Genomic DNA, 25,869 nt, shown 5'->3' on the forward strand with positions numbered 1-25,869 from the left:
ATATAAAGGGGTTACTTCTTCTTGTTAGCCTCTTTAATATATTTTTCTAATGCCATAGTCATAGATGGAGTTTCAGGTGTTGGAGCAGCAATATCCACACGTAAACCATGAGATTCTACCGCTTTAATAGTGGTGTTTCCAAAAACAGCTATGCGCGTATCTTTTTGTTCGAAATCTGGAAAGTTATGAAATAAAGACTCAATTCCAGAAGGACTAAAGAATACTAAAATGTCGTAATACACATCTGCTAAATCCGATAAATCACTAATTACAGTTCTGTAAAAAATAGCTTCTTTCCATTCTACATTTAAAGCATTTAATGTTTCTGGAACTTCCGGTTTTAGTTTATCGGTAGTTGGTAGTAAAAACGATTCACCTTTGTATTTTTTTATTAAAGGCGATAAATCTGCAAATGTACGTTTACCAACATAAATTTTTCGTTTTCTATAAACAACATATTTTTGAAGGTAATAAGCAACAGCTTCCGATTGACAGAAATACTTCATACTGTCAGGAACTTTAAAGCGCATTTCGTCAGCAACTCTAAAAAAGTGATCTACAGCATTACGACTTGTTAATATAATTGCAGTATATTTAGATAAATCTACTTTTTGTTGTCTAATTTCTTTGGTGTCTACGCCTTCTACATGTATAAAGGGTCTAAAATCAATTTTTACCTTTTGCTTTTCCTGAAGATCAAAGTATGGCGAATTTTCTATTTTAGGTTCTGGTTGAGATACTAAAATTGTTTTCACTTTCATAATTGTTTTCTTTAAATTGAAGCACTAAATATTTATAGCCATTTGGTATAAAATGATATAAGGTGCTATTTCAAGTGCGCAAAGATACAAAATAAAATAAAACATATTCTGTTTAATAAGATTTTGATAAGACTTAATAGTTGTGATTTGGCCGATTATAAAAATGATTAAAATTAAGCCTGAAATAATATATAAACTAGCCTCCGAAATAAAAGATCCATAAAGAAGTATGGCATTTATAGGCATCAAAATAATACCTAGGAAATTTTTATAACTGGTTTTCTGAAACAGGTATTTGTCAATTAAAAAATCAATTTCAAATACACTGCCTATTAGGCGCTCTAATAAGGTTTTTATAACCAAAAATAGGGCAGTTATTGCTGCAATCTTAAAAAGTGTTTGTGCAGAAACATCTAAATTATAGGCTAAGTGATTATAGCTAATATAGCCAAAAATAGAAACAGCTAAAACAAAATTCACAAATAGCAAACCATCAAAAACATCTAAAAACTTCTGATCTTTAGCATATATTTTTAAATACTTAGAGTTTCCTAATACAAGAATAAAATCCTGAAAACGTTTTGCAAATAAAACCTTTGTAACCGTTATTAGAATTAGCCCAATAACAATTAATAAAGTAAATAGGTCATTTGAAAAAACAGTGCGAAGCATGGTGTAAAATTATTATAAATTATTGTACTTATATCTAATATTTTAAGGAATATTTAAAAAAAAGTATCTTTTAAATAGTTTACATTTGCTAAAAAATAACAGCCTGTAATGTCAGACACAATTGTCATCATTCCTACATATAACGAAATTGAGAATATCGAAGCTATTATTAGAGCGGTGTTTTCTCAAGAAAAAGCGTTTCATATTGTAGTTGTTGATGATAATTCACCCGATTTAACAGCTAAGAAGGTTACTGAGTTACAAGCCGAGTTTCCACATCAACTATTTCTACTTCAAAGACAAAAGAAAACAGGTTTAGGTACTGCTTATATAGCAGGATTTAAATGGTGTTTGGAGCGAGACTATAGTTACATTTTTGAAATGGATGCCGATTTTTCGCATAACCCAACCGATTTAATACGTTTATATAATGCCTGCCATTCAGATCAAGCCGATTTAGCCGTAGGCTCACGTTATGTTACCGGTGTAAATGTTGTAAATTGGCCCATGAGTAGAATACTATTGTCTTATTTTGCATCTAAATATGTACGACTTATTACGCGTATGAAAATTCATGATACTACAGCAGGGTATGTATGCTATAAACGTCAGGTTTTAGAAACAATTAATTTAGATGCTATAAAATTTGTAGGCTATGCATTTCAAATAGAAATGAAATTTAAAGCCCATTTAGAGGGGTTTAATATTGTAGAAATACCTGTTATTTTCACCGACAGATCCAAAGGAAAATCTAAAATGAGTAGCGGTATTATTTCGGAAGCTATTTTAGGGGTTTTAAATATGAAAATTAAAAGTTTTTTTAGAAAAAAATAAATATGAGTGTACCAACAGCATTATTAATTAAGAATGGAAAAATAGTTAATGAGGGAACTATTTTTGAAGGTGATATCTATATCGAAAATGATGTTATAAAAGAAATTGCACCGCTAATTAGTGTAAAATCATCGCAAGTTAAAGTTATTGATGCCGAAGGTAACTACGTTTTACCTGGGGTTATAGACGATCAAGTGCATTTTAGAGAGCCTGGTTTAACACATAAGGCAGATATTGCTAGCGAATCTAAAGCTGCTATTGCAGGTGGTATTACTTCATTTATTGAAATGCCTAATACCAATCCACAAACTACTACGGTTGAGAAGTTAGATGAAAAATTTGCCATAGCTGCAGAAACATCTTATGCTAACTACTCCTTTATGTTTGGTGGAACTAATGATAATCTAGACGAAATATTAAAGGTAAACCCCAAAGAGGTTGCAGGATTAAAATTATTCCTAGGTTCGTCAACAGGAAACATGTTAGTGGATGATCCTGCGGTTATTGAAAAAATATTTTCGAGTACCGATATGGTTATTTCTGTTCATTGTGAAGACGAAGCAACTATTAAGGCAAACTTAGAAACATATAAAGAAAAATACGGCGAGGACATTCCTATTAGTTGTCACCCTTTAATTCGTAGTGAAGAGGCCTGCTATTTATCATCATCTAGAGCTATTGAGTTAGCTAAAAAAACAGGGGCACGTTTACACGTTTTTCACTTATCTACGGCAAAAGAAACCGAATTGTTTTCAAATAAAATTCCTTTAAAGGATAAGAAAATTACGGCTGAGGTTTGTGTGCACCATTTATGGTTTTCGGATAAGGATTACGATAAGAAAGGAACGCATATAAAATGGAACCCAGCAGTTAAAACAGCAACGGACCGCGATGGATTATGGAAAGCCTTATTAGACGATAGAATAGATGTTATTGCTACCGATCATGCTCCACATACACTAGACGAGAAAACAAATAATTATCTAAAAGCACCATCTGGAGGACCATTGGTTCAGCATGCTTTAGTGGCTATGTTAGAAACATACCATCAAGGTAAAATTCCTGTGGCTAAAATAGTAGAGAAAATGTGTCATAACCCAGCCATCCTTTTTCAAGTTGAAAAACGTGGGTTTATAAAAGAAGGCTATTTTGCCGATTTAGTAATTGTGGATCTAAATAATCCGTGGACGGTTAAAAAAGAAAACATCATGTATAAATGTGGCTGGTCTCCTTTTGAAGGAGCTACCTTTAAGTCGCGTGTTACACATACCATTTTAAATGGTAGTTTAGTCTATCAACACAGTAAATTTAGTAAAGAAAAAGCAGCAAAACGTTTAACCTTTAACCGATGAAAAAAAGTCTAATATATGTATTATTGTTAGCCGTGCTGTTTAGTTGCGGTAATCCTAATGGACCTAAAAAGCCAGAGAATCTTATTTCAGAAGATACGATGGTAGACGTTCTTATTGAATTAGCTTTAGTGTCTTCAGCAAAAGGAACCAATAAAAGTGTGTTAGAGAATAACGGGATTGTACCTAAAACGTACGTATATCAACGATTTAATATAGATAGCCTGCAGTTTTTAAATAGTAATAACTACTATTCGTATCACACGGAAACTTATGCCCAAATTTTAAGCAGGGTGCAAGATAGTTTGAAATCAATGAAAACGATTATTGAATCAGATTTAGAGAGCTCTTTGAAAAAGCAAACTGAGAAGAAAAATGCGAATAAAGAAAATAAAAAAAACAGCCCTATTAAATAGGGCTGTTTTAATGATCCGCATTAAATTTTTCTGAAATAGCCGCTACCGTATCTTCAACACTTGTAAATTTAAAGTTTAATTGCTTTTCAATTTTAGAGCAATCATAAACGGTTTTGTTTAAAGTAGACTTAACCATTTGCTTTACCAATACGCGAGGCTTACCAGTTAATTTATGTTTCAGCCAGTCCAATCGCCATGCCACACTTAACATCCAAGGTTTCGCTTCTATATGTGGTGGTTTTGCATTTAAATTTTTAGCAATCAACCCTAGGAATTCCTTATAAGGTGTGTGGTTGCCAACCATTATAAACCGTTCGTTTTTTATAGAGGCTTCCATAAGCTGAATCATACCATCTACAACATCCAAAACAGAAACATTAGCTACATGTCCAGGACTGTAAAAGGGTAAACCATTGTTAACTTGTGAAAATATTTTTCCTGTGCCCGAGTTCCAAAAACCAGGACCTAAAATAACCCCCGGATTTACAATAATACTATCTAATCCTTCCTGTGTGCCACGCCATACTTCTAGTTCGGCACCGTATTTCGTAATTCCGTAAACACTATTGTCTTTTTCTGGATTCCAAGGCGTTTCTTCATCTACATGGCGGTTGTTTTCTGTGTCACCAATGGTGGCAACACTACTAACGTAACAGAGTTTTTCAACCTCATGACTAATGCCTAAATTAACAATATTTGTGGTGCCCGTAATGTTTGTTTGTCGCAATTTATGGTAGTCGTTAGGTGCAAACGAAACGAAAGCAGCACAATGGTAAACATGACTTACATTTTTAAAAGCATCGTTAAGCTGTGGGATATCTAATAAATCGGCTTGAACCCATTCAATTTTATTAAAAATATATTCGTAATTAGGGCTATAGTATGAGAAAACCTGCTTAACAAGTTCTTGTTTGTTAGCAGTTCTATAAGTTGCTCTAACTAACTTGTTTGCAGTAATCAGTTTGTATAATAAATGTGAACCAACTAAACCGGTTCCTCCAGTAACTAAAATCATATTTACAAAATAAAGAATTATTAGGAAAATAGAGCCTTTTGTGTATTGATTTTTATCTTTGTACTTATTTAATTTATATAAGTTATAGAATGGCAAATGCATTTGTTGATGATTTAAGATGGCGCGGAATGGTACATGATATCATGCCTGGTACTGAGGAGCAATTTTCTAAAGAAATGACCACAGCCTATATTGGTTTCGATCCAACATCCGATTCCTTACATATTGGAAGTTTAGTGCCTATTATTTTATTGGTTCACTTAGAAAAAGCGGGGCATAAACCCATGGCTTTAGTAGGTGGTGCCACAGGAATGATTGGCGATCCGTCCGGTAAAAGTGATGAGCGTAATCTGTTAGATGAAGCTGCTTTAAGTAAAAATGTAGCGGGTATCAAATCGGTATTATCTCGTTTTTTAGACTTTAACTCTAAAGCGGATAATGCACCTGTATTAGTGAATAATTATGATTGGATGAAAGAGTTTTCATTTATCGATTTTGCACGCGATGTAGGAAAACGTATTACCGTTAATTATATGATGTCTAAAGACTCTGTAAAAAAACGTTTTTCTGGAGACGCAGGTAATGTAGGTATGTCTTTTACCGAATTTACGTATCAACTAATTCAAGGTTATGATTTCTATCATTTATATAAAAATTATAACTGCGTTGTACAAATGGGTGGTAGTGATCAATGGGGTAATATTACTACAGGTACAGAGCTTGTAAGACGTATGACAAGCGAGGATGATGCGAAAGCTTATGCTATGACTTGTCCGCTTATTACCAAGGCCGATGGTTCTAAATTTGGTAAAAGTGAAGGTGGAAATATTTGGTTAGATGCCGATAAGACATCAGTATATAAATTTTACCAGTTTTGGTTAAATACATCGGATGCCGATGCTGAAAAGTATATTAAAATATTTACTTTTTTAGATAAAGAAACTATTGAAGAACTTGTTAAGGCGCATCAAGAAACACCGCATTTACGTTTACTTCAAAAGCGATTAGCTAAAGAAGTAACAACGTTTGTACATTCGGCTGCTGATTTTGAAAATGCTGAAAAGGCTTCTAATATTCTTTTTAGTAAAACCTTCAAAGCAGATATTAAAACCTTAGATGAAAAAACCTTCTTAGATGTTTTTGAAGGCGTACCGCAAGCAGAAATTTCAAAAGCAGATTTTGATGCGGGTATTGATATGATTGGTGCTTTAGCTGCGCAAACGAACTTTTTAGCTTCTAATGGCGAAGCAAGACGTGCGCTTAAAGAAAACTCAGTATCGGTAAACAAAGAAAAAGTTACTGATGCATACAAGCTTTCCGAAGCAGATTTAATTAATAATAAGTATATCATACTTAATAAGGGTAAGAAAAATACCTATATTATTAAGGTGGTGTAACAGCTAATAAAATAAAAAACGCCTCGATAAATCGAGGCGTTTCTTGTAACCAACCAACTAAAAAAAATCATTCTTTTTCATAGCAATGGTTTAGTCGGTGGTTTTTAGTATTCCTTACAGTGCCATTAAATTACAACCTCTAATATCTGAGTTGTCAAACCTACCAATAACTTCAAAAGCCCCGTTAATACTGACTTTCCCTAAATCTTGAGTGGCTATAAAAGAACAAGAATTAAAATTTGCTAAGTCTATAATATTCAAGCCGCCCGTTTTTTCAGGTTCTTGAATGCTTAGTGCATCTTCGGTTTCACGGGTAAGTATTTTCATCCATGGTGGGCAATTAAATATCCCATGTCCTTTTGAGTAACCTTGACTTAATAGCTCGGTCATACCATATTCACTATGTATTTCATTAACACCAAAACCGGCCTTTAAAATATCATGTAGTTCATGACGTATAAGTTCCTTTCGGCGACCTTTCATACCGCCAGTTTCCATAATTATTGTGTTTTTTAATTGAAACTGATGATATTCAACCAAATCTAGTAAGGCAAATGAAACACCAATTAGCAAAACTTTTCGGTTGTCAGATTCTAATTTCAGTAAGGTATCCTTTAAAGCTTTTAAGTCGTTTAAATAAAAACCACTTTCGGCTTGCTGAGATTGTTTTATAAGGGCATCGGCCATATATATTAACGAGGAGCCGTCGCGCTCCAAATAACTAGGTAATAAAGCCAATACTACATAATCTTCAATGGGGCCATAAAAGTATTTAAAAGCAGCTTCAAAACTAGTTTCGTAAACCGATAAATCACTAACTAAATGTTTACTGGTAGTCTGACCGGTTGTACCTGAACTCGTAAATATTTTTTTAATAGGTTCCGTAGTGCTTACAACCTTATGGGTTTTAAAAAATTGAATGGGTAAAAACGGAATCTCTTCAATTTTATGAATGTCACTAGGGTTTTTATACAGTAAATCGCAGAACGATCGGTATACAGAATTGTTTTCAAATTGAAATTTAAACACCTCTAAAGCCATTTTATTAAAAGCTTCGGGGCTGTCTATTGAAAATATGTCTACCGGATTTATCATAATGCAAAAGTATGTAAAATAAAAAAGCGCCACCAAATGGTAGCGCTTTTAAAATTATAAAAATGGGTAATTATTTAATCACAACTTTCTTAGTGATTGCTTGACCATTTTGAGTTATTTTCACAATGTATAATCCGGCATTTAATCCAGCAACATTAAGTGTATTGTTTGAAATTGTTTTAGCTAAAACTTGCTTCCCTAAAACATCGTAAACCGCAACCGAAATAGCTTCGTTAGATTGGCTAGAAATATGTAGCACACCATTAGAAACTGGGTTTGGATAAACGCTAAAAGATGTACTGTTAAATTTATCAACTGAAAGTGTAGCACCTTCAACATCTGTTACATATCTTGGGAATATTTGGTAGTCAGTGTAAAACTGAGAACCTAAACCAATAATATAAGATGTTGTAGTTGGAATAGTTGCACCTATTAAGTTTTCGTCACCAAAAGTTACACGAGCTACAACAGTACTTCCACCGTTTACAGCATCGTAGCTAGTGTTGTCTTCAAAAACACCTGTGTCTTGAAATGTAACGTTTGTTATTTTAATTAATTCACTTTCGTAATCTTCAGCATTAGCTGTAAATTCTGCAGCAGTAATTTCTTGTGGTGTAATTACGTTTGAAGAAGAAGAAGCTGAAGCAAGGTTTGCAGAAGGTATAAATTGAAGTACACCTGCATATTCAGTTAATTCACCTTGTAAGCCTGTAAGACCATCACCAATACTAAAAGCTGTTGATAATACGCCTGCATTATCATCAATTAAAATACCACCTGTAGCATCTTGAATATATTTTTGGTTTCTAGTGTTATCTGTAACAATGTAAGAAATAACAGCTTCACCTGTTAGTTGGTAAAATGAGTTAAGAGTACCGGCTCTTAAATCTGAAATTGTTGCTACTTGAGAAATTGTAGAAACGGTAAACGTTGTTGTAGCTGTTGCAGGAGTTGCAAGTGGCTGTCCACTGTTATCAACTAATTCTACATTTACTGTATGAGAACCTTCAGCTAAACCTGTTAAGCTAATAGCTGTTGTGTCAAATTTGTCAGTTGTTGTTCCACCATCTACAGAATACTGAATATAACCGTCGCCACCTGAAGCAGCTACATTAAAGTTAGCTACATTTAATTCTACATCAACATCAGTAGTTGGAATTGTTGAACCATCTGCAGGAGCAGTAATAGCAATGTTAGGGTTAACAGCAGTAGCTGTAATGCTAAAGTTATCTATGTAAAATAAAGATCCACTTACCCAATTACCGCTAATGTCGTAAAAACGGATTCCAAAATCGAAGTCTTCATTACTATCTGGCGTGTACTCAAAACTAATTGTTTGCCATGTATTTAAAATGTCTGGATCAGAATATTGAGAAGGATTGTAATTATCTCCATTAAAAATACGAGCTCTTGCTTCGTTATTAGTTGCATATACATCTAAACTCATTGTGTAAGTTACGCCACCTGTTAAGGCTACAGTTTGTTTGATGTCTGTGTTTCCTTGAGATTGTGTCAATACATTTACACTTGCAGATTTAGTGCCTTCTGATACATATGCTGCATTAGTGTTTTCTGTTAAATCAGTGGTGCTAAAATCTACTGTAGTATAACCATCAGGTGCTCCAGCTGTCCAATTTTCAAAGCTTCCATTAACAACCAAGTTTTGGCCGTAGGTAGCTATACCAATGAACGTTAAAAATAAAAAGTAAAGTTTTTTCATAATTCGTTATTTAATTTAAAAGGAATTTTGACGCGAATATACGGAGATTTCACCTTTTATCTAAAAAATATAACAGATAAGTTGTTTTTTTACAATTAGTTAATGTAGGTAATACTTATTTAACAATCAGCTTTCTAGTGGCGCTAATGTTGTTTTCTGTAACCTTAATAATGTAAATCCCTGGCTTTATTTTTGATATGTCTAAAATCTTGCCCATAAAGGTTGTTGATAGTATTTTTTTTCCTAAAACGGTATAGATAGCTACCTGTTTGGCAAAATTATTTGAAGTAACAACATATAGCTTGCCATCGCTTACTGGGTTTGGGTATATAGCGAGTTTTGTTTCGCTTTCTTGTTTAGTGTCAGGTACATCCGATACCGATTGTGAAAAGCCAAGCTGTAAACCAAAAAGCATTAAAAAAATAATAAGATAGTATGTTTTGTTTGTCATTTTTAAATGAAATAGTGGTTATAAAATACAAAAATAATAGCAAATAGCCTGCCAAAACAATCGAGTTCAACCATGATTTTGGTGTTACGGACTTTTAATTTAAACGTTACCATAATGTTATTAATAAAGCGGATGACGTTTTCACTAGTTTATAAATTTTATCTTTGCGTTTTTGAAATATTAACTCTCTATGAAGAAACAAGATATTAAGATACTATTAGTTGATGATGAACCAGATATTTTAGAAATAGTTGGTTATAATTTATCATCAGAGGGGTATGAGATTTTTACAGCTGAAAATGGCATTAAAGCTGTTAAAAAAGCTAAAAAAGTAAAACCTCATTTGATTATAATGGATGTGATGATGCCAGAAATGGATGGTATCGAAGCTTGTGAGTTATTACGTAAAGAACCCGACTTAAGCGAAACCATTATAACCTTCCTTACGGCACGTGGTGAAGATTATTCTCAAGTAGCTGGTTTTGATGCCGGAGCAGACGATTATATAACTAAACCTATTAAGCCAAAGGTTTTAATTAGTAAAGTGAAATCCTTATTACGTCGTTTTAAAGAAGATGCCTCTAGTGATACCATTGTTAAAATAGGGAACCTAACCATCAATAGAGATGAGTATAAGGTTATTTTAGATGATAAAGAACTCGTTTTACCTAGAAAAGAATTTGAATTACTATCTTTATTAGCTTCTAAGCCAGGTAAAGTATTTAAAAGAGAAGATATTTTAGATAAGGTTTGGGGTAATGAAGTTGTAGTTGGTGGACGTACAATTGATGTTCATATTAGAAAACTACGCGAGAAAATTGGTGACGATTCCTTTAAAACGGTTAAAGGTGTTGGCTATAAGTTTGTCGAATAAATGCAGAAACTAAAAAAAACGTATAAATTCGCGATTAAAACATCGCTGTTTACTACCATACTTTTAACACTCCTTTTGAGTGTTTTTTTGTATGTCCTAAATGCGTGGACCTGGTGGATATTCCCATTTGCACTTATATTTGGTGCATTTACCTTTAGTATTATTCAATACCGGGTGGAACGATTCATCTACAGACGTGTTAAAAAAATCTACGACGATTTAACCCTGTTAGAATCGGCATCATTAACCAAACAGCCTATTACAACTGATATGGCGACACTTACTAAAGAAATAGATAAGTACGCCAAAGACAAGAAACTGGAAATTGAAACCTTAAAAGTTCGTGAAGAGTACCGAAAAGAGTTTTTAGGAAATGTATCTCATGAATTGAAAACACCGTTGTTCACAGTTCAAGGATATATTCTAACCTTGCTAGATGGTGCTATTGAGGATAAAAATATAAGAGATCGCTATTTAGATCGTGCCAATAAAGGTGTTGAGCGTTTAATATATATTGTTAAGGACTTGGATATGATTACCAAGTTGGAAGTAGGGGATTTAAGTCTTAAAAAAGAAGAATTTGATATTCTAGAGCTGATTAAAAATGTTTTTGATTTGCTTGAAATGAAAGCCGCTAAGAAAAAAATATCTTTAATTTTTGATAGGAATTACACAGAACCTGTTATGGTTTATGCCGATAGAGAACGTATCGAGCAAGTGGTGACAAATTTGGTAGTTAATTCTATTAAGTACGGTCGGAGTAAAGGTACTACCGAAGTTGGAATTGAAAATTTAATTAAGAATAAGGTAATTGTAAGAGTTACCGATAACGGCGAAGGTATTGCGGAAGAGCATCTATCTAGAATTTTCGAACGCTTTTTCCGAGTTGATAAAAGTGGTTCTAGAAAAGAGGGAGGCTCTGGCTTAGGCTTGTCTATTGTAAAACATATTATTGAAGCACACGACGAACATATTTATATTGAGAGTGAACCGGAAGTCGGTAGTGAGTTCTCATTTAGTATGGAAAAGGCTAAATAATGCTTTAAAATCTACCGGGTAATCACAAGTTTGTAAACCACTAAAATTTGAAACGGTATCTAGCTTGTCTAAAGTAAAATCGGCTTGTTTGCAATACGGAATCATACCGTTTTCATGAAGGCGTTGGGCTAAATAACGCTGTTCAAACTGTCCAGGTGTGGGAATAAAAAAAGCTTTTTTGTTTAGCTTAGCTAAATCCATCACCGTTGTGTAACCCGAACGTGAAATTACCAATGCACTCGTATTTAAAGCTGTTTCCAAGCGTTCGCTTGTTAGATAGTTGTATATCGTAAAGTTTTCGGAAACGACTTTTGTTATAGGGCCATCTATCACACCTCTAACCATTAAAATTCGTCCTTTGTAGGTTGCTAATTCTTGGCGTAATTTCGTTTCTAAAAGGGAGCGTTGTGGTTCGGGACCCGACAAAATAATTAAAATATCATACATGTGTTTTTCAGCCTTTTTCTCAAACCTGCTTAAAGGACCTATGTATTTTATATGAGAACTAGCATTTGGTATATGTCCTAATTTACCGCTTAAATTTAGTGTGTCCGGACGGTCTGGTACCCAACACACATCAAACTTCCGAATTATATTATTATGGAGTTTAGTGCTTATTTTAGTGGTGTTTCCACTTAATACTTGCAACTGGTGGGTAATAAAAACCGAGGGAACTTTATCTGAGTAAACCCCAAAACGGTTGTCTGAAATAATACCAGTTATAGCGTAATCGGCTAAAATTTTATCGGTAGCAGCTTTCTCAGCATATTTATTCTTTAAAATTTTAGGAGTGTCTTTCAGTAATTTCAATTTGAAAAAAGCGCCTTTTTTAGCGTATTTAATATTGTAAGAGGGTAATTCTAGACAGGTCAGATTCGGGAATTCATTTTTTAACAACGCAAGCGCAGCCCCATCACTAGCTAGGATAGGTGTAAAATTCTCGGCTTGTAAAGCTTTTATAATGGGGATGCATCTGGTGGCATGACCAAGTCCCCAATTTAAAGGCGCTACTAAAATATGTTTTCTGTCAACCATTAAAAACAAAGGTAAGCATATATGCGCTTCCACATATTTCCGTAATTTTACCAAAACTTTTTTAAATCATTAAAGAAAATTGGGAAGTAAAAATAAATTAAGACGTTTTAACGAAAATGAAACCTTCAAGAATGTGGTGCAACCAACTCGAGAAGAGCTCGTTAATAAAGAGTTTCCGTTAACAGGTAATTGGAATCGTGATTTTTTTAAAAACGATAATCCTATAGTTTTAGAACTTGGCTGTGGTAAAGGAGAGTATACTACGGCAATGGCACAAAAATATCCAAATAAAAATTTCATAGGTGTCGATATTAAAGGTGCCCGCTTTTGGCGTGGTGCTAAAACAGCTTTAGAGGAAAATATGCCTAATGTAGGATTTTTAAGAACGCAAATTGAATTAATCGATCATGCATTTGCTGCAGGAGAAGTGGATGAAATTTGGATAACTTTCCCAGACCCACAAATTAAATACAAGCGTACAAAGCATCGTATGACTAATGCCGCTTTTTTAGAACGCTACAAAACGGTGCTTAAAAAAGATGGTGTTGTTAATTTAAAAACGGATAGCGAATTTATGCATGGTTATACCTTAGGGTTGTTACATGGTGCTGGTCACGAAGTGTTATACGCTAATCATAATGTGTACAAGCAAGAAGGAAGCCCTGAAGATGTAACGAGTATTCAAACGTATTATGAAGGACAATATTTAGAACAAGACAAAGCAATTACGTATATTCAATTCAAAATCAAAGATTAGTGAATATTGCACTTGTTTTCATTCTAGGCTTTATAGCAACCTTTTTGGCTACATTACCACCGGGATTAATTAATATCACAGCGGCAAAAATTAGTTTAAAAGAAGGCAATACTAGAGGGGTTATGTTCTCTTTAGGTGCCTGCTTTATAATTATTTTTCAAGCCCTATTGGCTACTATTTTCGCACGCTACTTAAGTAATCATCCAGGGGTGATTGATGTGTTACGAATTGTGGCATTAGTCATTTTCGCTATTCTGAGTATTTATTTCTTGTTTATAGCTAAAGGAAATGAAAAGAAAAAAAAGGACGTCGATTCACGAAGTAAAACAAAACGCTTTTTTCACGGGATGTTTTTGTCTACTATTAACTTTTTCCCAATACCTTTTCAGGCCTACGTGGCTATTACCATAGCTTCCTTTGGTATTTTAAAGTTTAGCAATTTCGGTATTGCATCTTTTGTTGCAGGTTCAACACTCGGCGCTTTTGGTGCTTTGTATTTATACATGCATTTTTTCGATAAAATTAAAGACCGCAAAATTGCTTCCCAAAAGAGTATGAATTATTTAATAGGTATAATTACGGGCTTAGTGGCTATTATTACCTTAGTGAATATGTTAAAAGATTTTATGTGAAACCAGAAACCTTAACGTTCTATCAAAAGGTCTACCAAGTAGCACAACAAATTCCTTACGGACGTGTTACAAGCTACGGTGCTATAGCAAAATATCTAGGTGCTGCACGAAGCGCACGCATGGTAGGTTACGCTATGAATGGTTCACATGATAAAAATGTGCCAGCTCATCGGGTGGTAAACAGAAAGGGCTTACTAACGGGTAAACACCATTTTCAAGGCACTAATTTAATGCAGCAGCTTTTAGAAAGTGAAGGTGTCGTTGTTAAGGATAATCAAATTCAAAATTTACAAGCTATTTACTGGGATCCATCTCAGGAGTTAGACCATTATGTTTCTAATGATGCCTAAATCAATAGCTAGTAGGTAATCATCAAATGCATTCAATAAAAAAACGATGGCTAAATTCCTGCAATCATTTCATTTAAAGCATTTCAAATTCTAAACATTTCACTGTATATTTGTAGTTTAGAATAATTCTGAATAAAAAAGGCTTAAACGTGTTGATTATAAGTGTTTTAGCTATTTTATTTTGCAAAATACATCAAATGAAATTAAATAAACAAGATATATTAAACGCTTTACAAAGCATTTCTGTTCCTGGTGAAGGTCAGAATATGGTAGAAAGCGGTGCGGTTAAAAATATTATGACTTTTGGAGATGAGGTTATTGTAGATATTACAATAAGCAATCCAAGCCTTCAAGCTAAGAAGAAAACAGAGGTTGAAATATTAAAAACCATCCATGATAAGGTTTATGAAAAAGCTAAAATTACAGTTAATGTAAAAGTTGAAGCCGCAGCAAAACCTAAAAACGAAATCAAAGGAAAAGCCATTCCGGGTATTAAAAATATTATTGCCGTAGCTTCAGGAAAAGGAGGTGTAGGGAAATCTACAGTAACCGCTAATTTAGCGGTAACCTTGTCCAAAATGGGGTTTAAAGTAGGAATATTAGATGCCGATATTTACGGACCTTCTGTGCCAATTATGTTCGATGTAGTAAACGAACGCCCTCTAGCAGTTACAATCGATGGGAAATCAAAAATGAAACCTGTTGAAAATTATGGGGTTAAAATACTATCTATTGGTTTCTTTACAAAACCTGATCAAGCAGTAGTTTGGCGTGGGCCAATGGCAGCAAAAGCATTAAATCAAATGATTTTTGATGCGCATTGGGGCGAATTAGATTTTATGTTAATCGATTTACCTCCAGGAACGGGCGATATCCATTTAAGTATCATGCAGTCCCTGCCAATTACAGGAGCAGTTGTGGTAAGTACACCACAAAACGTAGCCCTTGCCGATGCTAAAAAAGGTGTGGCAATGTTTCAGCAAGAAAGTATTAATGTGCCAGTTTTAGGTATTGCCGAAAACATGGCTTACTTTACACCTGATGAGTTGCCAAACAATAAATATTATATCTTTGGACAAGAAGGTGCTCGCAACTTAGCAACCGATTTAGATGTGCGTTTCTTGGGTGAAATTCCAATTGTTCAAAGTATCCGTGAAGCTGGCGATTTAGGACGTCCTGCCGCTATGCAAACCGATACGCCTTTGGAGAAAGCATTCCAAAAATTAACACAGAATGTTGTGGAAGAAGTTGTAAAACGTAATGACGATTTACCACCTACCGAGGCAATTAAAATTACAACTATGGCTGGATGTTCAGCAGTAAAAAAATAGGTTATGACCACAGAAGAACTCACATTAAATGTTGAAAAAGCACTTGCCGAAATCCGTCCGTTTTTACAAAGCGATGGTGGCGATATTTCACTAATAGCAATCGAAGGTGGTAACCTGGTAAAGGTGCAGTTGCAAGGCGCCTGTGTTGGGTGTAGTGTGAATCAAATGACCTTGAAATCGGGTGTGGAAATGACTATTAAAAAGTATGCACCACAAATAGAGCAAGTTGTTAATATCGAGATTTAGGGCGTGACCACAAGGGTCAGGCTTTCGCTACTCGCACGCTTCGCGGCGCTCAAACAGAAGCTCAATCCTTCACGCAAACTGATAAATATCATATAAATTTACAGGTATTTATATGTTCTTTGCAAGTAAATAAGAAGTCAAATAAAAAGAAGTATCCCATTTTCTGGGTCGCATTATGATACAAACAGATATACTTATTATTGGCGCTGGGCCAACCGGATTGTTCACCGTTTTTGAAGCAGGTTTATTAAAATTAAAATGCCATCTAATCGATGCTTTGCCGCAAGCAGGTGGGCAATGCACCGAGCTGTACCCTAAAAAACCAATTTATGATATTCCCGCATATCCTGAGATTATGGCGGGCGATTTAACAGAAAAACTTCTGGAGCAATGCAAGCAGTTCGAGCCTGGTTTTACGCTTGGTGAACGTGCAGAAACCATCGAAAAACAAGAGGATGGGAGTTTTATTGTAACAACCAATAAAGGAACCAAACACCAAGCACCTGTAGTGGCTATCGCTGGAGGACTGGGTAGTTTTGAGCCGCGTAAACCACCTATTCACAACATTGCCGATTTTGAAGATAAAGGGGTGGAATACATGATTAAAGATCCTGAGGTTTATCGCAATAAAAAAGTGGTTATTGCTGGTGGTGGCGATTCAGCATTAGATTGGAGTATCTTCTTAAGTGATGTGGCTAGCCAAGTAACACTTATTCACAGACGAACAGAGTTTAGAGGGCATTTAGACTCGGTTGAAAAAGTTCAAGAACTTAAAAATCAAGGCAAAATAAATCTAATTACCCCTGCTGAGGTTACAGGTATTGTAGGGCATAATAAAGTACAAGGGGTTGTAGTTTCACAAGCAGCTCATATCAAAAAAGAAATGGAAATTCCTTGCGATTATTTCATTCCACTTTTTGGTTTGTCGCCTAAGTTAGGGCCAATTGCTAATTGGGGACTGGAAATCGAAAAGAATGCCATTAAAGTAAATAACGCTTTAGATTATCAAACAAATATTCCAGGTATATTCGCTATTGGTGATGTTAATACCTATCCTGGTAAATTAAAATTAATTCTATGCGGTTTCCATGAAGCAACACTCATGTGTCAGGCAGCTTACAAGATTATTAATCCAGGAAAACGCTACGTACTTAAATATACAACTGTAGCTGGTGTTGATGGTTTTGATGGATCACGAAAAGAAGCGCCTAAAGCTGTTGTAAAAGCTATTGACTAGCCATAAACCGGAAAGCTACTATGGAACAAGATGTAAATATTACAATTATAGATAGGGACGGTGTTTCACATACAGTTGAAGCACCTACCGATATGGCAATGAACCTTATGGAAGTTGTTCGTAGTTACGAATTAGCTCCTGAAGGAACCATTGGTATCTGTGGCGGGATGGCTATGTGTGCTAGTTGCCAGTGTTATGTGTTAAGTGATACCGATCTTCCAGAAATGCAAGACGATGAAGAAGCTATGCTTTCTGAGGCTTTCTTTGTAAAAGATAATTCCCGATTAGGTTGTCAGATTCAAATAACACCCGAATTAGAAGGGTTGCAGATAGAATTAGCGCCTGAAGAATAAGAACTTAGTCACTTGGGGTCTTAAGTAGAAGGGGTTAATTTGTCTGTTTGTAATCCGATAATTTTGTAGGGCCTTCTAATAATACTCGAACCACTTTTAAAGTGCCATTTTCTGTAGTGGCTATTTGCCATTTAATTAATGAGATGGCATTGTTTTCAATTTCAATCCCCGTAATACTTCTCGGAAACACACAACAACCATCATTAAAAAACGGAATTTCATGAGGTTTTGGAAATCGAGGTCTATGTGTGTGACCAACAATGGTTAGTAGGTTGTTTTTACTAACTATCCAGTTTTTTATACGCTTTTCAATACGTAATAATTCCAATCTATTTTTGGTGGCGCTAGTCGGGTTTGAAATCCCTATAACGTTTAAAGGTTTCCATAATACGCGAACTAAAAACCGACTTAATTTCCAGCAACTATAGTTCCACCAATCGGCTTGATGGCCGTGAGTAAGAAATAGCTCTTGGTTGCTGTCAGTGTTTTTTAATAGGATGGCTTCGTGTATTTTAATATTCGGAAACAAAGCTTCTTCTTTTCCAGTTATAGGGTCGTAGTAGCTAGATAGTGTTTTTGCTACAAATTTCGGATCCTTGTATACCATGTCGTGATTACCATAAAGTAAATGCAAGCGGTTGTTTTTAAAAAACGACTGCATTAAAAGATAAACATGTTTGTGGGCGTCAAAAATAGTTTTAAAATAGCGGTGCTCCCACAATTCATCACCATCTCCCAATTCTATATAGTTAAAACCCTCGGCGTAATAATGCTTCAACGCATGAAAATAAGTATTGGCATTATTCGCAAAATCATCAGCGAAACTTGTGTCGCCTCTGTGGCAATCACTAAAGAGGATAAACTTGCTAGAGGCATCAAAAGTGATGGTCTTCGCTTGCTTATAGGCGCGGTCTAAACGGTTTTTACTGGATAACATAGGGTAAATGTAGTCAAAAATTCTAGGAATGTAAGCTGTTTTTAAAGCACTTTTTTTTATCTAAACGAGTTGTTCGGAGTAGGATAAAACAACTAAATATATGTTAAAATGGATTCCTTAATTTAAAGATAACCTAAAAATAACAGCCTGATAATTAGTCAATTCCTATCAAAGTTGTTATTTTTGCAGCGACTAAGAGTCTTAATGTTTTGTTAAAATACTTAGTAGCTATACCTTGTTTTGTTCTACGTGAACAAAACGCAGTATTTAAAGTGGTAAAAAGAGGATGGTCCGAATTCCCCTATTGCGTAAATAATTTTAAATAGGTTAGGCGCAGTAATAAGTAGTTCAATAACGGAAACCAAATGAGGTTAAAGAATTGAAATGGAACATTTAGATAAAGTACCAAGTAGGCTAAGTATGTTAACAATGAAGTTGAAAAAAAGTCACCAATAAAACGAGTTAAATAACATGATTTTGAATTTGAAAATAAAGGCAGATTAATTTAAAAACAATCAAAAATATCAACGGGGTTGTTTTGTCATCAGTGGGATTTGTTGTAAAATTGCAAATAAATTAATAGCACCTTTTATATCCCTGTTTTAGAGATGTAATTGTAATTTTAAACCCCCTTTACGTAAGTTTCTGTCGTAAGTTCAGCCGTTCGGTATAGAGCTTAGAGGTTTACAAATTCAAAAATATAAAACATAAATAGTACTGCTATTTAGTTCCCATATCTTTAGGTGTTGGGTGCTTATAATAGTGTCTAATTGTGTGTGTAAAACTATGTGAGACATATAAGTATGGAATCACATGGGGTAAAAAAGCAGTTTAATCGCTTGTTGTTGTAACTAGCAACAGGAATTGTTATTAATAATGATGCAGGTTAAAGTGTTAGAGTAGAGTAAATGAGTATAATAATAAGTTAAGGCGTTTTTTAGTAAAACAAAAAACATTCCCAGTTAAACACTGCCCCTAGAGTGCGTAATTGTCCTTAAATTAACTATAGCAACAAATAATAGCAATTGCAGTAGTATAATTTTAAAAATAAAAAAATAATATTTTGGACACCATACCTTCAAATCATGCTGAGTTATCAGCCTTCCTATCCGGGTTTAAATTCATTGCGGCAATTTTTACCTTGGTCTTTTCATTAGTTACAACACTAATCGTTATGCCCAAAATCATAACCATTAGTAAGGTTAAAAATTTAACGGCAGAAACAAACGAACGCACGTCTCATAAAGGAATCGTACCGACCTTAGGAGGGATTGGCGTATTTACGGGTTTATTATTAACAGCTAATATCTCAGCGGTGTTATTTGCTAATTTCAATCAAATAATCGATTTATTGATATTTAATATTCTCGTGCTTTTACTGTTATTAGTGGGAGTGTCCGACGATATAATGAATATTTCCGCACGTAAAAAATTATTCTTCCAAGTTATAATATCGCTTATAGCAGTTATAGGAACCAATATCTATATCAAATCCTTTGGTGGCTTATTTGGTATTTATGAGTTGCCCACTACGGTAGGTCTTATGTTTTCAGCATTTGTTATCGTTATTATTATCAATGCCTACAACCTAATTGATGGTATTGATGGTCTAGCAGGTGTGGTTGGTGTGCTAGTCTCAGGGTTTATGGGAGTGGCGTTCTATTTTAGTAATAACTTCTTTTATTGCCTGCTGTCCTTTTCTTTAGTAGGAGCTTTGGTTGGGTTTTTAGTGCATAACTTCTCACGTAGAAGAAAAATATTCTTAGGAGACACGGGTTCCATGGTAGTTGGGTTCGTCCTAGCATATCAAGTCGTAATCTACTTGGGCTTAAGCACAGTTGAACAGGAGTATTTAGTATTCAAAAATGCCCCGGTATTAGTGCTAGCCTTGTTGTCATACCCATTGTTCGATACCTTACGGGTTTTCTGTGTACGTATTCGTAAAAAGCAAAGTCCATTTAGGGCAGACAGAAGTCACATACATCACCGCTTATTAGATTTAGGTTTGTCGCATATAAGAGCAACCCTACTTGTGGCTTGCTATACCATAACGGTTTCAGTTATAGCTTACCTATGCAACAGTTTGCCAATCAATATGGCATTTATGATTATGTTACCAGTATGTATAATCTTATTAGGTATCCCATTTATGGTTAAACGTGATAAAAATAGGTATAGCTTTGTGCTTCCAACTTTATAAAATATAAGATGTTAATAGTACAATCCCTTCAATAAATTAATTTCAGTCAATTAAAATTCAAATGAATTTAGCCCCTTTTAAAATTTTAGAAAACAAAAATGTATTAGTCACAGGTGGTGCTGGTTTCATCGGTTCCAATTTATGTGAAACACTTTTAAACCTAAACGCACAAGTAACCTGTTTAGATAATTTTGCTACAGGACACCATCATAACATAGCACCATTTTTAAAGCTTAGTAATTTTAAGCTAATTGAAGGGGATATTCGGGATTTAGAAACATGTCAAAAAGCCTGTAAAGCTCAAGATTTTGTCCTGCACCAAGCAGCATTAGGTTCGGTGCCACGTTCTATTGCCGATCCCATTACAAGTAACGATGTTAATGTAGGAGGTTTTTTAAATATGTTAGTTGCAGCACGAGATGCCCATGTAAAACGTTTCGTATATGCAGCAAGCTCATCTACCTATGGCGATCATGAGGCCTTACCAAAGGTCGAGGAGACTATAGGAAAACCTTTATCGCCTTATGCTATTACTAAATATGTAAATGAACTTTATGCCGATAATTTTTTTACAACCTACGGCTTAAATACCATAGGTTTAAGGTATTTCAACGTTTTTGGTAGACGTCAAGATCCCAATGGGGCTTATGCAGCTGTTATTCCATTATTTGTGAAACAATTTATGAATCACCAAAGCCCTGTTATAAATGGTGATGGTACGTTTTCACGTGATTTCACTTATATTGATAATGTCGTACAAATGAACTTACGTGCTATCACAACAACAAATAAAAAAGCCTTAAACCAAGTGTATAACACAGCAGTAGGCGATCGTACAACCTTAGTACAACTTACCGATCTACTAAAAAAATACCTATCCAAACACGATGCTAAAATTGCTGAAGTGAATATTGTGCATGGACCAAACCGTCAAGGCGATATACCACATTCTTTAGCATCGGTTGAAAAAGCAAAAAAACTACTAGACTACCAACCATCCCATACCATCAATAACGGTATTGAAGAAGCTGTAGATTGGTATTGGGAGAATTTAAAATAATCAAAAGGTATATTAATACTTATAGTTATTTTAAAAATAGCTAAAGACATAATATTTTATAATAAATAATGAAAATAAAAAGTATTTGCTGTATCGGAGCTGGCTATGTTGGAGGACCAACAATGGCTATGTTAGCATTAAAAAATCCCCATATAAAAGTTACTGTTGTAGATCTAAATAAAGAACGAATTGCCGCATGGAATGATACGGACTTAAATAACCTACCAATTTATGAACCAGGTTTAAGTGATGTTATTCAAGAGTCAAGAGGACGAAATTTGTTTTTTAGTACAGAGATTGAGAAAGCAATTGATGAATCCGAAATGATTTTTATTTCTGTAAATACCCCAACAAAAACATACGGTAAAGGTGCTGGAATGGCGGCAGATTTAAAATATATAGAGCTTTGTGCAAGACAAATAGCTAAAGTTGCTACCGCTGATAAAATTGTTGTGGAGAAGTCTACACTTCCGGTAAGAACAGCAAAGGCCATCAAAGATATTTTAGATAACACTGGTAATGGTGTTCAGTATCAGATATTGTCTAACCCAGAGTTTCTAGCAGAAGGAACAGCAGTACAGGATCTATTAAACCCTGATCGCGTTCTAATTGGTGGTGAAGAAAGTGAGGAAGGAAAAATAGCAATAAATGCTTTAGTTGATATTTATGCTTCATGGGTTGAGCGTGACAGAATATTAACCACTAATGTCTGGTCTTCCGAATTATCAAAATTAGTAGCTAATGCATTTCTCGCTCAAAGAGTATCATCAATCAATGCTATTTCAGAACTGTGTGAAGTTACTGGTGCCGATGTCAATGAAGTTTCAAAAGCTATTGGTATGGATAGTCGAATAGGTTCTAAATTCCTAAAAGCATCTGTAGGATTTGGAGGGTCGTGTTTTCAAAAGGATATTTTAAACTTAGTTTATATAGCTAAATCATATGGTTTAAATGAAGTAGCTGATTATTGGGAGCAAGTAATTATTATGAATGATCATCAAAAGAATCGTTTTTCTGAAAATATCATCACTAAATTGTATAATACTGTTTCAGGTAAAAAAATAACATTTTTTGGGTGGGCATTTAAAAAAGACACCAATGATACTCGTGAATCTGCTGCAATCTACGTTGCCGATGCATTATTGAATGAAAAGGCAGAAATTGTGGTGTATGACCCCAAAGTAAGTGAGGAGAGAATTTATGCAGATTTAGATTATTTAAATACACGAAGCCCTGAAGAGAACAGGAAGTTGTTAACAGTCGTAAATGAGCCTTATACTGCTTGTCAAAATGCACATGCAATAGCTATATTAACTGAATGGGATGAATTTAAAGGCTACGATTGGGAAAAAATATATCAATCTGTAATTAAGCCAGCTTTTGTTTTTGATGGAAGGAAAGTGTTAGAAGGTAATAAAATGACTAATATAGGCTTTCAATATTCTGAAATAGGGAGCTAGTTTAAAAGAGAACAATAAGCTAAATGGTTTTATATATAATTAATAATTACTTACACACTGATAGTTAATGAGCCAATTAAAAAAAGGAGCTATTTTATCTTATGCTAATATAGGTTTAACTAATGTTGTTGGACTTTTATTAACTCCTTATATAATAAAAAGTTTAGGTGACAGTGAGTATGGGTTGTATACCTTATTAGGTTCTATTATAGGGTATTTGAGTATTTTAGATTTAGGGTTGAATAATGCGATAATACGTTATGTATCTAAATATCGTGCAGAAGGAGATGCTAAAGGTGAAGAAAATTTTTTAGCAATTACCTTTTTAATTTATGGTGTTATTTCTTTGATTATAATTGGAATAGGCTCAGTTATTTATTTTCAGCTTTCAGAGATATTTAAGGATTCATTAACTTCTTATCAAATTATAGAAGCTAAGAGGATGTTTATTATTTTGATTTTTAATTTAGCTATAACTCTGCCTGGTGGTGCTTTTACTGCCGTTTGTAACGCTCATCAACAGTTTGTGTTTCCAAGAGTTTTAAAAATTATAAAGTATATAAGTCGTACACTTTTAGTGGTTTCTTTTTTATTTTACTATCCTTATGCTTTAACATTGGTTTGGATTGATACAATACTTAATGTGATCGTTATTTTAATCACTATTTTTTATGTAGTAAAAACACTTAAGTTACGAGTGAAAATGCATCAATGGAGTACACCACTTGTTAAAGATATATTTGCTTATTCTGTTTGGATTTTTTTAGCAGCTATTGTAATGCGTTTACAATGGAATGCAGGACAGATGGTGTTAGGTGTGTCTGAAAATACTATTGCAGTTGCTGTTTTTGGTGTAGGTATTATGTTAGGTGGCTATTATGGTGCTTTTGCGGGAGCTATAAATACCTTATTATTACCTAAAGCAACACAAATGAGTGTTAATAGAAATACTTCAACAGATTATAATATAGCAATTCAAAAAGTTGGTCGATTAAATGGCTACCTGTTATTTTTGATTCTATCAGGTTTTTTTGTATTTGGGAAAGAATTTATTAGTTTATGGGTAGGAGATACTTATGAAGATTCTTGGGAGATTGCAATTCTCGTAATGTTAGCTATGACCTTACCTTTGCTTCAGGCGTTTGGTAACTCTATTTTAGAAGCAAAAAAAAAGAATAGATTTCGGTCATTGGTCGGATTCGTAACTGTCAGTATAGCTGTCAGTATAGCTGTTTTATTAGTGCCTAATTATCATTTTAGAGGGGTTATATACCCTTTGTTTATAGCACTTGTGTTTAATAGTTTGTTGATGTCTTGGTACTATAGTAAAATATTTGGATTCCGTTTAATAAACTTTTTGAGTAAAGTTATTTTAAGGCCAGTAATGGTGATTTTACCTACAAGTATTATTTTCTTATGGATTAAAAGTAAATGGGAAATTAATACCTGGGGTAATCTATGTTCACAAATAATATTGTTTGGGTCTATTTATTTTATACTCATCTATTTATTTGTTATGAATGAGAAAGAAAAAGAAATATTATGGCGAATAAAAAAATAAAAACAATCACCTGTCACGAGGTATATAATCATGGTGCGTCTTTACAAGAATATGCACTTCTAAAATATTTAAATTCACTTGGATTTGAAGCGGAGACGATTCATTATAAACCTCCGTATTTGTCACAGCATTTTAAACTGTGGTCTGTAAGTCCGCGCTTTGATAAACCTATATTAAAGCAGCTTTATCTTTTAGCGAAGTTGCCAAAACGATTAAGAGATTTGAAACGTAAAAAGGTGTTTGATGTTTTTGCAGATCGTTATATCCCTACTGGTAATACACGTTATGAAAATAACGAAGAACTGAAGAAAAACCTTCCCGAGGCAGACGTATTTATATGCGGTAGTGATCAGATTTGGAATTCATTTTTTCAGAATGGAAAAGACCCTGCTTTTTATTTAAATTTTGTTCCTGACAACAAAGTTAAAATGTCCTATGCTGCCTCTTTTGCTATTGATGAGTTAGACAAGGATGTAAAACCCTTGGTGCAATCTAATGTGTCGCGATTAGATGCTATAGGCGTACGAGAAAGCTCGGGTGTTGGTATATTAAATGACTTAGGGATAGATAGGGCTGTACAGGTTTTAGACCCTGTGTTTTTGCTATCTAAGGCTTATTGGTTAGATACGTTTGTAAGTCCAATAGACCGTAAGTTTATTTTTGTGTATGATTTTGATTCTAATCCATTGGTTAAAAAAATAGCACTTTTTTTGAAAGCGACCGAAGGTTGGGATATTTATACTGTTAATAATAATATAGATTATGCCGATAAGAATTTTTGGTTACATGGACCAGAACAATTTTTGTCATTAGTATCACAATCTCAGTTTAACATTACGAATTCATTTCATTCTGTTGCCTTTTCAATTATTTTTGAGCAACAATTTGTTGTTGTAAATCGTACTGAAAAAATTAATACACGTATGCGTGATGTATTAGGATTATTTGATTTGGATGATAAGTTAATTAGTGATTTTGAGGCTTTTAATTATAAGCGAACTATAAATTATAAAGTAAAAACAGCTTTAGTTTCTCGCGCAATTGAGCATTCGAAGCAATTTTTGAAGAATAGTCTTAAAGCATAATCA

General features: G+C 34.2%; 26 protein-coding genes. 18 read left to right on the top strand and 8 right to left on the bottom strand.

Features of this window, described 5'->3' with window-relative positions:
- Positions 1–11: 11 nt before the first annotated feature.
- Entirely contained in the window at positions 12–761 is a 750-nt protein-coding gene (locus tag ACW5R3_RS03125; RefSeq protein WP_456578169.1) for a uroporphyrinogen-III synthase, read from the bottom strand.
- Positions 762–785: 24 nt separating this feature from the next.
- Entirely contained in the window at positions 786–1,433 is a 648-nt protein-coding gene (locus ACW5R3_RS03130) for a DUF4271 domain-containing protein (RefSeq protein WP_456578170.1), read from the bottom strand.
- 108 nt (positions 1,434–1,541) lie between these two features.
- On the opposite strand from ACW5R3_RS03130, the gene ACW5R3_RS03135 reads away from it, so the two are divergent.
- From ACW5R3_RS03135 to ACW5R3_RS03145, 3 genes are read left to right on the top strand one after another with little or no spacing between them, the layout of a single operon-like run.
- Positions 1,542–2,267: a polyprenol monophosphomannose synthase gene (locus ACW5R3_RS03135; RefSeq protein WP_456578171.1), complete on the top strand. Its 726-nt coding sequence runs from the start codon at positions 1,542–1,544 to the stop codon at positions 2,265–2,267.
- A gap of 2 nt (positions 2,268–2,269) precedes the next feature.
- Positions 2,270–3,619 (top strand): dihydroorotase, encoded by a 1,350-nt coding sequence (locus ACW5R3_RS03140; protein ID WP_456578172.1) that lies wholly within the window; start codon positions 2,270–2,272, stop codon positions 3,617–3,619.
- Entirely contained in the window at positions 3,616–4,032 is a 417-nt protein-coding gene (locus ACW5R3_RS03145) for a DUF4296 domain-containing protein (RefSeq protein ID WP_456578173.1), read from the top strand. Before ACW5R3_RS03140 ends, ACW5R3_RS03145 begins: the two co-directional genes overlap by 4 nt.
- A gap of 7 nt (positions 4,033–4,039) precedes the next feature.
- On the opposite strand, the gene ACW5R3_RS03150 is transcribed toward ACW5R3_RS03145, so the two are convergent.
- Positions 4,040–5,149, bottom strand: coding sequence for an NAD-dependent epimerase/dehydratase family protein (locus ACW5R3_RS03150; RefSeq protein ID WP_456578174.1), 1,110 nt, complete (start codon positions 5,147–5,149; stop codon positions 4,040–4,042).
- Here ACW5R3_RS03150 and tyrS point away from each other — a divergent pair.
- Positions 5,137–6,444 carry a tyrosine--tRNA ligase gene (gene tyrS, locus ACW5R3_RS03155; RefSeq protein ID WP_456578175.1) on the top strand — a complete coding sequence of 436 codons (1,308 nt, stop codon included), beginning with the start codon at positions 5,137–5,139 and terminating at the stop codon, positions 6,442–6,444. The genes ACW5R3_RS03150 and tyrS overlap by 13 nt on opposite strands.
- A 114-nt stretch (positions 6,445–6,558) precedes the next feature.
- Here the strand turns inward: tyrS and ACW5R3_RS03160 are convergent, their stop codons facing one another.
- From ACW5R3_RS03160 to ACW5R3_RS03170, 3 genes are all read right to left on the bottom strand, one after another.
- Positions 6,559–7,539: a LuxE/PaaK family acyltransferase gene (locus ACW5R3_RS03160; protein WP_456578176.1), complete on the bottom strand. Its 981-nt coding sequence runs from the start codon at positions 7,537–7,539 to the stop codon at positions 6,559–6,561.
- Between the two features lie 70 nt (positions 7,540–7,609).
- On the bottom strand, positions 7,610–9,259 hold the full coding sequence (locus ACW5R3_RS03165; protein ID WP_456578177.1) for a T9SS type A sorting domain-containing protein: 1,650 nt from the start codon (positions 9,257–9,259) through the stop codon (positions 7,610–7,612).
- Between the two features lie 115 nt (positions 9,260–9,374).
- Positions 9,375–9,710, bottom strand: coding sequence for a T9SS type A sorting domain-containing protein (locus tag ACW5R3_RS03170; RefSeq protein ID WP_456578178.1), 336 nt, complete (start codon positions 9,708–9,710; stop codon positions 9,375–9,377).
- Positions 9,711–9,900: 190 nt separating this feature from the next.
- Here ACW5R3_RS03170 and ACW5R3_RS03175 point away from each other — a divergent pair, with 190 nt between their 5' ends.
- A complete protein-coding gene (locus ACW5R3_RS03175) occupies positions 9,901–10,584 on the top strand; it encodes a response regulator transcription factor (protein ID WP_456578179.1) in 684 nt (227 codons plus the stop codon).
- Positions 10,585–11,622, top strand: a complete 1,038-nt coding sequence (locus ACW5R3_RS03180) for a sensor histidine kinase (RefSeq protein WP_456578180.1) — start codon at positions 10,585–10,587, stop codon at positions 11,620–11,622.
- On the opposite strand, the gene ACW5R3_RS03185 is transcribed toward ACW5R3_RS03180, so the two are convergent.
- Positions 11,596–12,657, bottom strand: a complete 1,062-nt coding sequence (locus ACW5R3_RS03185) for a glycosyltransferase (RefSeq protein ID WP_456578181.1) — start codon at positions 12,655–12,657, stop codon at positions 11,596–11,598. The genes ACW5R3_RS03180 and ACW5R3_RS03185 overlap by 27 nt on opposite strands.
- Before the next feature lie 79 nt (positions 12,658–12,736).
- Here ACW5R3_RS03185 and trmB point away from each other — a divergent pair, with 79 nt between their 5' ends.
- The 7 genes from trmB (at position 12,737) to ACW5R3_RS03220 (ending at position 17,563) form a co-directional block, all read left to right on the top strand.
- Positions 12,737–13,414, top strand: coding sequence for a tRNA (guanosine(46)-N7)-methyltransferase TrmB (gene trmB / locus ACW5R3_RS03190; RefSeq protein WP_456578182.1), 678 nt, complete (start codon positions 12,737–12,739; stop codon positions 13,412–13,414).
- A complete protein-coding gene (locus ACW5R3_RS03195; protein WP_456578183.1) occupies positions 13,414–14,046 on the top strand; it encodes a LysE family transporter in 633 nt (210 codons plus the stop codon). The genes trmB and ACW5R3_RS03195 overlap by 1 nt, the downstream gene beginning before the upstream one ends.
- A complete protein-coding gene (locus ACW5R3_RS03200; protein ID WP_456578184.1) occupies positions 14,043–14,396 on the top strand; it encodes an MGMT family protein in 354 nt (117 codons plus the stop codon). The genes ACW5R3_RS03195 and ACW5R3_RS03200 overlap by 4 nt, the downstream gene beginning before the upstream one ends.
- A gap of 197 nt (positions 14,397–14,593) precedes the next feature.
- Positions 14,594–15,727: an Mrp/NBP35 family ATP-binding protein gene (locus ACW5R3_RS03205; RefSeq protein WP_456578185.1), complete on the top strand. Its 1,134-nt coding sequence runs from the start codon at positions 14,594–14,596 to the stop codon at positions 15,725–15,727.
- Positions 15,728–15,730: 3 nt separating this feature from the next.
- Entirely contained in the window at positions 15,731–15,973 is a 243-nt protein-coding gene (locus tag ACW5R3_RS03210) for a NifU family protein (RefSeq protein WP_456578186.1), read from the top strand.
- Between the two features lie 175 nt (positions 15,974–16,148).
- Positions 16,149–17,210 carry an NAD(P)/FAD-dependent oxidoreductase gene (locus ACW5R3_RS03215; RefSeq protein WP_456578187.1) on the top strand — a complete coding sequence of 354 codons (1,062 nt, stop codon included), beginning with the start codon at positions 16,149–16,151 and terminating at the stop codon, positions 17,208–17,210.
- 20 nt (positions 17,211–17,230) lie between these two features.
- Positions 17,231–17,563 (top strand): ferredoxin, encoded by a 333-nt coding sequence (locus ACW5R3_RS03220; protein ID WP_456578188.1) that lies wholly within the window; start codon positions 17,231–17,233, stop codon positions 17,561–17,563.
- A gap of 34 nt (positions 17,564–17,597) precedes the next feature.
- On the opposite strand, the gene ACW5R3_RS03225 is transcribed toward ACW5R3_RS03220, so the two are convergent.
- On the bottom strand, positions 17,598–18,500 hold the full coding sequence (locus ACW5R3_RS03225; protein WP_456578189.1) for a metallophosphoesterase: 903 nt from the start codon (positions 18,498–18,500) through the stop codon (positions 17,598–17,600).
- 1,174 nt (positions 18,501–19,674) lie between these two features.
- Here ACW5R3_RS03225 and ACW5R3_RS03230 point away from each other — a divergent pair.
- The 5 genes from ACW5R3_RS03230 (at position 19,675) to ACW5R3_RS03250 (ending at position 25,866) form a co-directional block, all read left to right on the top strand.
- Positions 19,675–20,700, top strand: a complete 1,026-nt coding sequence (locus ACW5R3_RS03230) for an MraY family glycosyltransferase (RefSeq protein WP_456578190.1) — start codon at positions 19,675–19,677, stop codon at positions 20,698–20,700.
- Between the two features lie 61 nt (positions 20,701–20,761).
- On the top strand, positions 20,762–21,760 hold the full coding sequence (locus ACW5R3_RS03235; protein ID WP_456578191.1) for an SDR family oxidoreductase: 999 nt from the start codon (positions 20,762–20,764) through the stop codon (positions 21,758–21,760).
- Between the two features lie 68 nt (positions 21,761–21,828).
- Positions 21,829–23,220 carry a nucleotide sugar dehydrogenase gene (locus ACW5R3_RS03240; RefSeq protein WP_456578192.1) on the top strand — a complete coding sequence of 464 codons (1,392 nt, stop codon included), beginning with the start codon at positions 21,829–21,831 and terminating at the stop codon, positions 23,218–23,220.
- Positions 23,221–23,287: 67 nt separating this feature from the next.
- On the top strand, positions 23,288–24,781 hold the full coding sequence (locus ACW5R3_RS03245; protein WP_456578193.1) for an oligosaccharide flippase family protein: 1,494 nt from the start codon (positions 23,288–23,290) through the stop codon (positions 24,779–24,781).
- The gene (locus tag ACW5R3_RS03250) at positions 24,763–25,866 is read left to right on the top strand and encodes a polysaccharide pyruvyl transferase family protein (RefSeq protein ID WP_456578194.1); all 1,104 of its coding nucleotides are present in this window, start codon (positions 24,763–24,765) and stop codon (positions 25,864–25,866) included. The genes ACW5R3_RS03245 and ACW5R3_RS03250 overlap by 19 nt, the downstream gene beginning before the upstream one ends.
- The last annotated feature ends 3 nt before the right edge of the window (positions 25,867–25,869 follow it).

Source organism: Algorimicrobium bowmanii (genome assembly GCF_054031195.1).

Excerpts from the sequence above, each read along its gene's own strand:
- ACW5R3_RS03125 (WP_456578169.1), bottom strand. The coding sequence starts at position 761 with ATGAAAGTGAAAACAATTTTAGTATCTCAACCAGAACCTAAAATAGAA.
- ACW5R3_RS03130 (WP_456578170.1), bottom strand. The coding sequence starts at position 1,433 with ATGCTTCGCACTGTTTTTTCAAATGACCTATTTACTTTATTAATTGTT.
- ACW5R3_RS03135 (WP_456578171.1), top strand. The coding sequence starts at position 1,542 with ATGTCAGACACAATTGTCATCATTCCTACATATAACGAAATTGAGAAT.
- ACW5R3_RS03140 (WP_456578172.1), top strand. The coding sequence starts at position 2,270 with ATGAGTGTACCAACAGCATTATTAATTAAGAATGGAAAAATAGTTAAT.
- ACW5R3_RS03145 (WP_456578173.1), top strand. The coding sequence starts at position 3,616 with ATGAAAAAAAGTCTAATATATGTATTATTGTTAGCCGTGCTGTTTAGT.
- tyrS (WP_456578175.1), top strand. The coding sequence starts at position 5,137 with ATGGCAAATGCATTTGTTGATGATTTAAGATGGCGCGGAATGGTACAT.
- ACW5R3_RS03150 (WP_456578174.1), bottom strand. The coding sequence starts at position 5,149 with ATGCATTTGCCATTCTATAACTTATATAAATTAAATAAGTACAAAGAT.
- ACW5R3_RS03160 (WP_456578176.1), bottom strand. The coding sequence starts at position 7,539 with ATGATAAATCCGGTAGACATATTTTCAATAGACAGCCCCGAAGCTTTT.
- ACW5R3_RS03165 (WP_456578177.1), bottom strand. The coding sequence starts at position 9,259 with ATGAAAAAACTTTACTTTTTATTTTTAACGTTCATTGGTATAGCTACC.
- ACW5R3_RS03170 (WP_456578178.1), bottom strand. The coding sequence starts at position 9,710 with ATGACAAACAAAACATACTATCTTATTATTTTTTTAATGCTTTTTGGT.
- ACW5R3_RS03175 (WP_456578179.1), top strand. The coding sequence starts at position 9,901 with ATGAAGAAACAAGATATTAAGATACTATTAGTTGATGATGAACCAGAT.
- ACW5R3_RS03180 (WP_456578180.1), top strand. The coding sequence starts at position 10,585 with ATGCAGAAACTAAAAAAAACGTATAAATTCGCGATTAAAACATCGCTG.
- ACW5R3_RS03185 (WP_456578181.1), bottom strand. The coding sequence starts at position 12,657 with ATGGTTGACAGAAAACATATTTTAGTAGCGCCTTTAAATTGGGGACTT.
- ACW5R3_RS03205 (WP_456578185.1), top strand. The coding sequence starts at position 14,594 with ATGAAATTAAATAAACAAGATATATTAAACGCTTTACAAAGCATTTCT.
- ACW5R3_RS03210 (WP_456578186.1), top strand. The coding sequence starts at position 15,731 with ATGACCACAGAAGAACTCACATTAAATGTTGAAAAAGCACTTGCCGAA.
- ACW5R3_RS03215 (WP_456578187.1), top strand. The coding sequence starts at position 16,149 with ATGATACAAACAGATATACTTATTATTGGCGCTGGGCCAACCGGATTG.
- ACW5R3_RS03220 (WP_456578188.1), top strand. The coding sequence starts at position 17,231 with ATGGAACAAGATGTAAATATTACAATTATAGATAGGGACGGTGTTTCA.
- ACW5R3_RS03225 (WP_456578189.1), bottom strand. The coding sequence starts at position 18,500 with ATGTTATCCAGTAAAAACCGTTTAGACCGCGCCTATAAGCAAGCGAAG.
- ACW5R3_RS03230 (WP_456578190.1), top strand. The coding sequence starts at position 19,675 with ATGCCCAAAATCATAACCATTAGTAAGGTTAAAAATTTAACGGCAGAA.
- ACW5R3_RS03235 (WP_456578191.1), top strand. The coding sequence starts at position 20,762 with ATGAATTTAGCCCCTTTTAAAATTTTAGAAAACAAAAATGTATTAGTC.
- ACW5R3_RS03240 (WP_456578192.1), top strand. The coding sequence starts at position 21,829 with ATGAAAATAAAAAGTATTTGCTGTATCGGAGCTGGCTATGTTGGAGGA.
- ACW5R3_RS03245 (WP_456578193.1), top strand. The coding sequence starts at position 23,288 with ATGAGCCAATTAAAAAAAGGAGCTATTTTATCTTATGCTAATATAGGT.
- ACW5R3_RS03250 (WP_456578194.1), top strand. The coding sequence starts at position 24,763 with ATGGCGAATAAAAAAATAAAAACAATCACCTGTCACGAGGTATATAAT.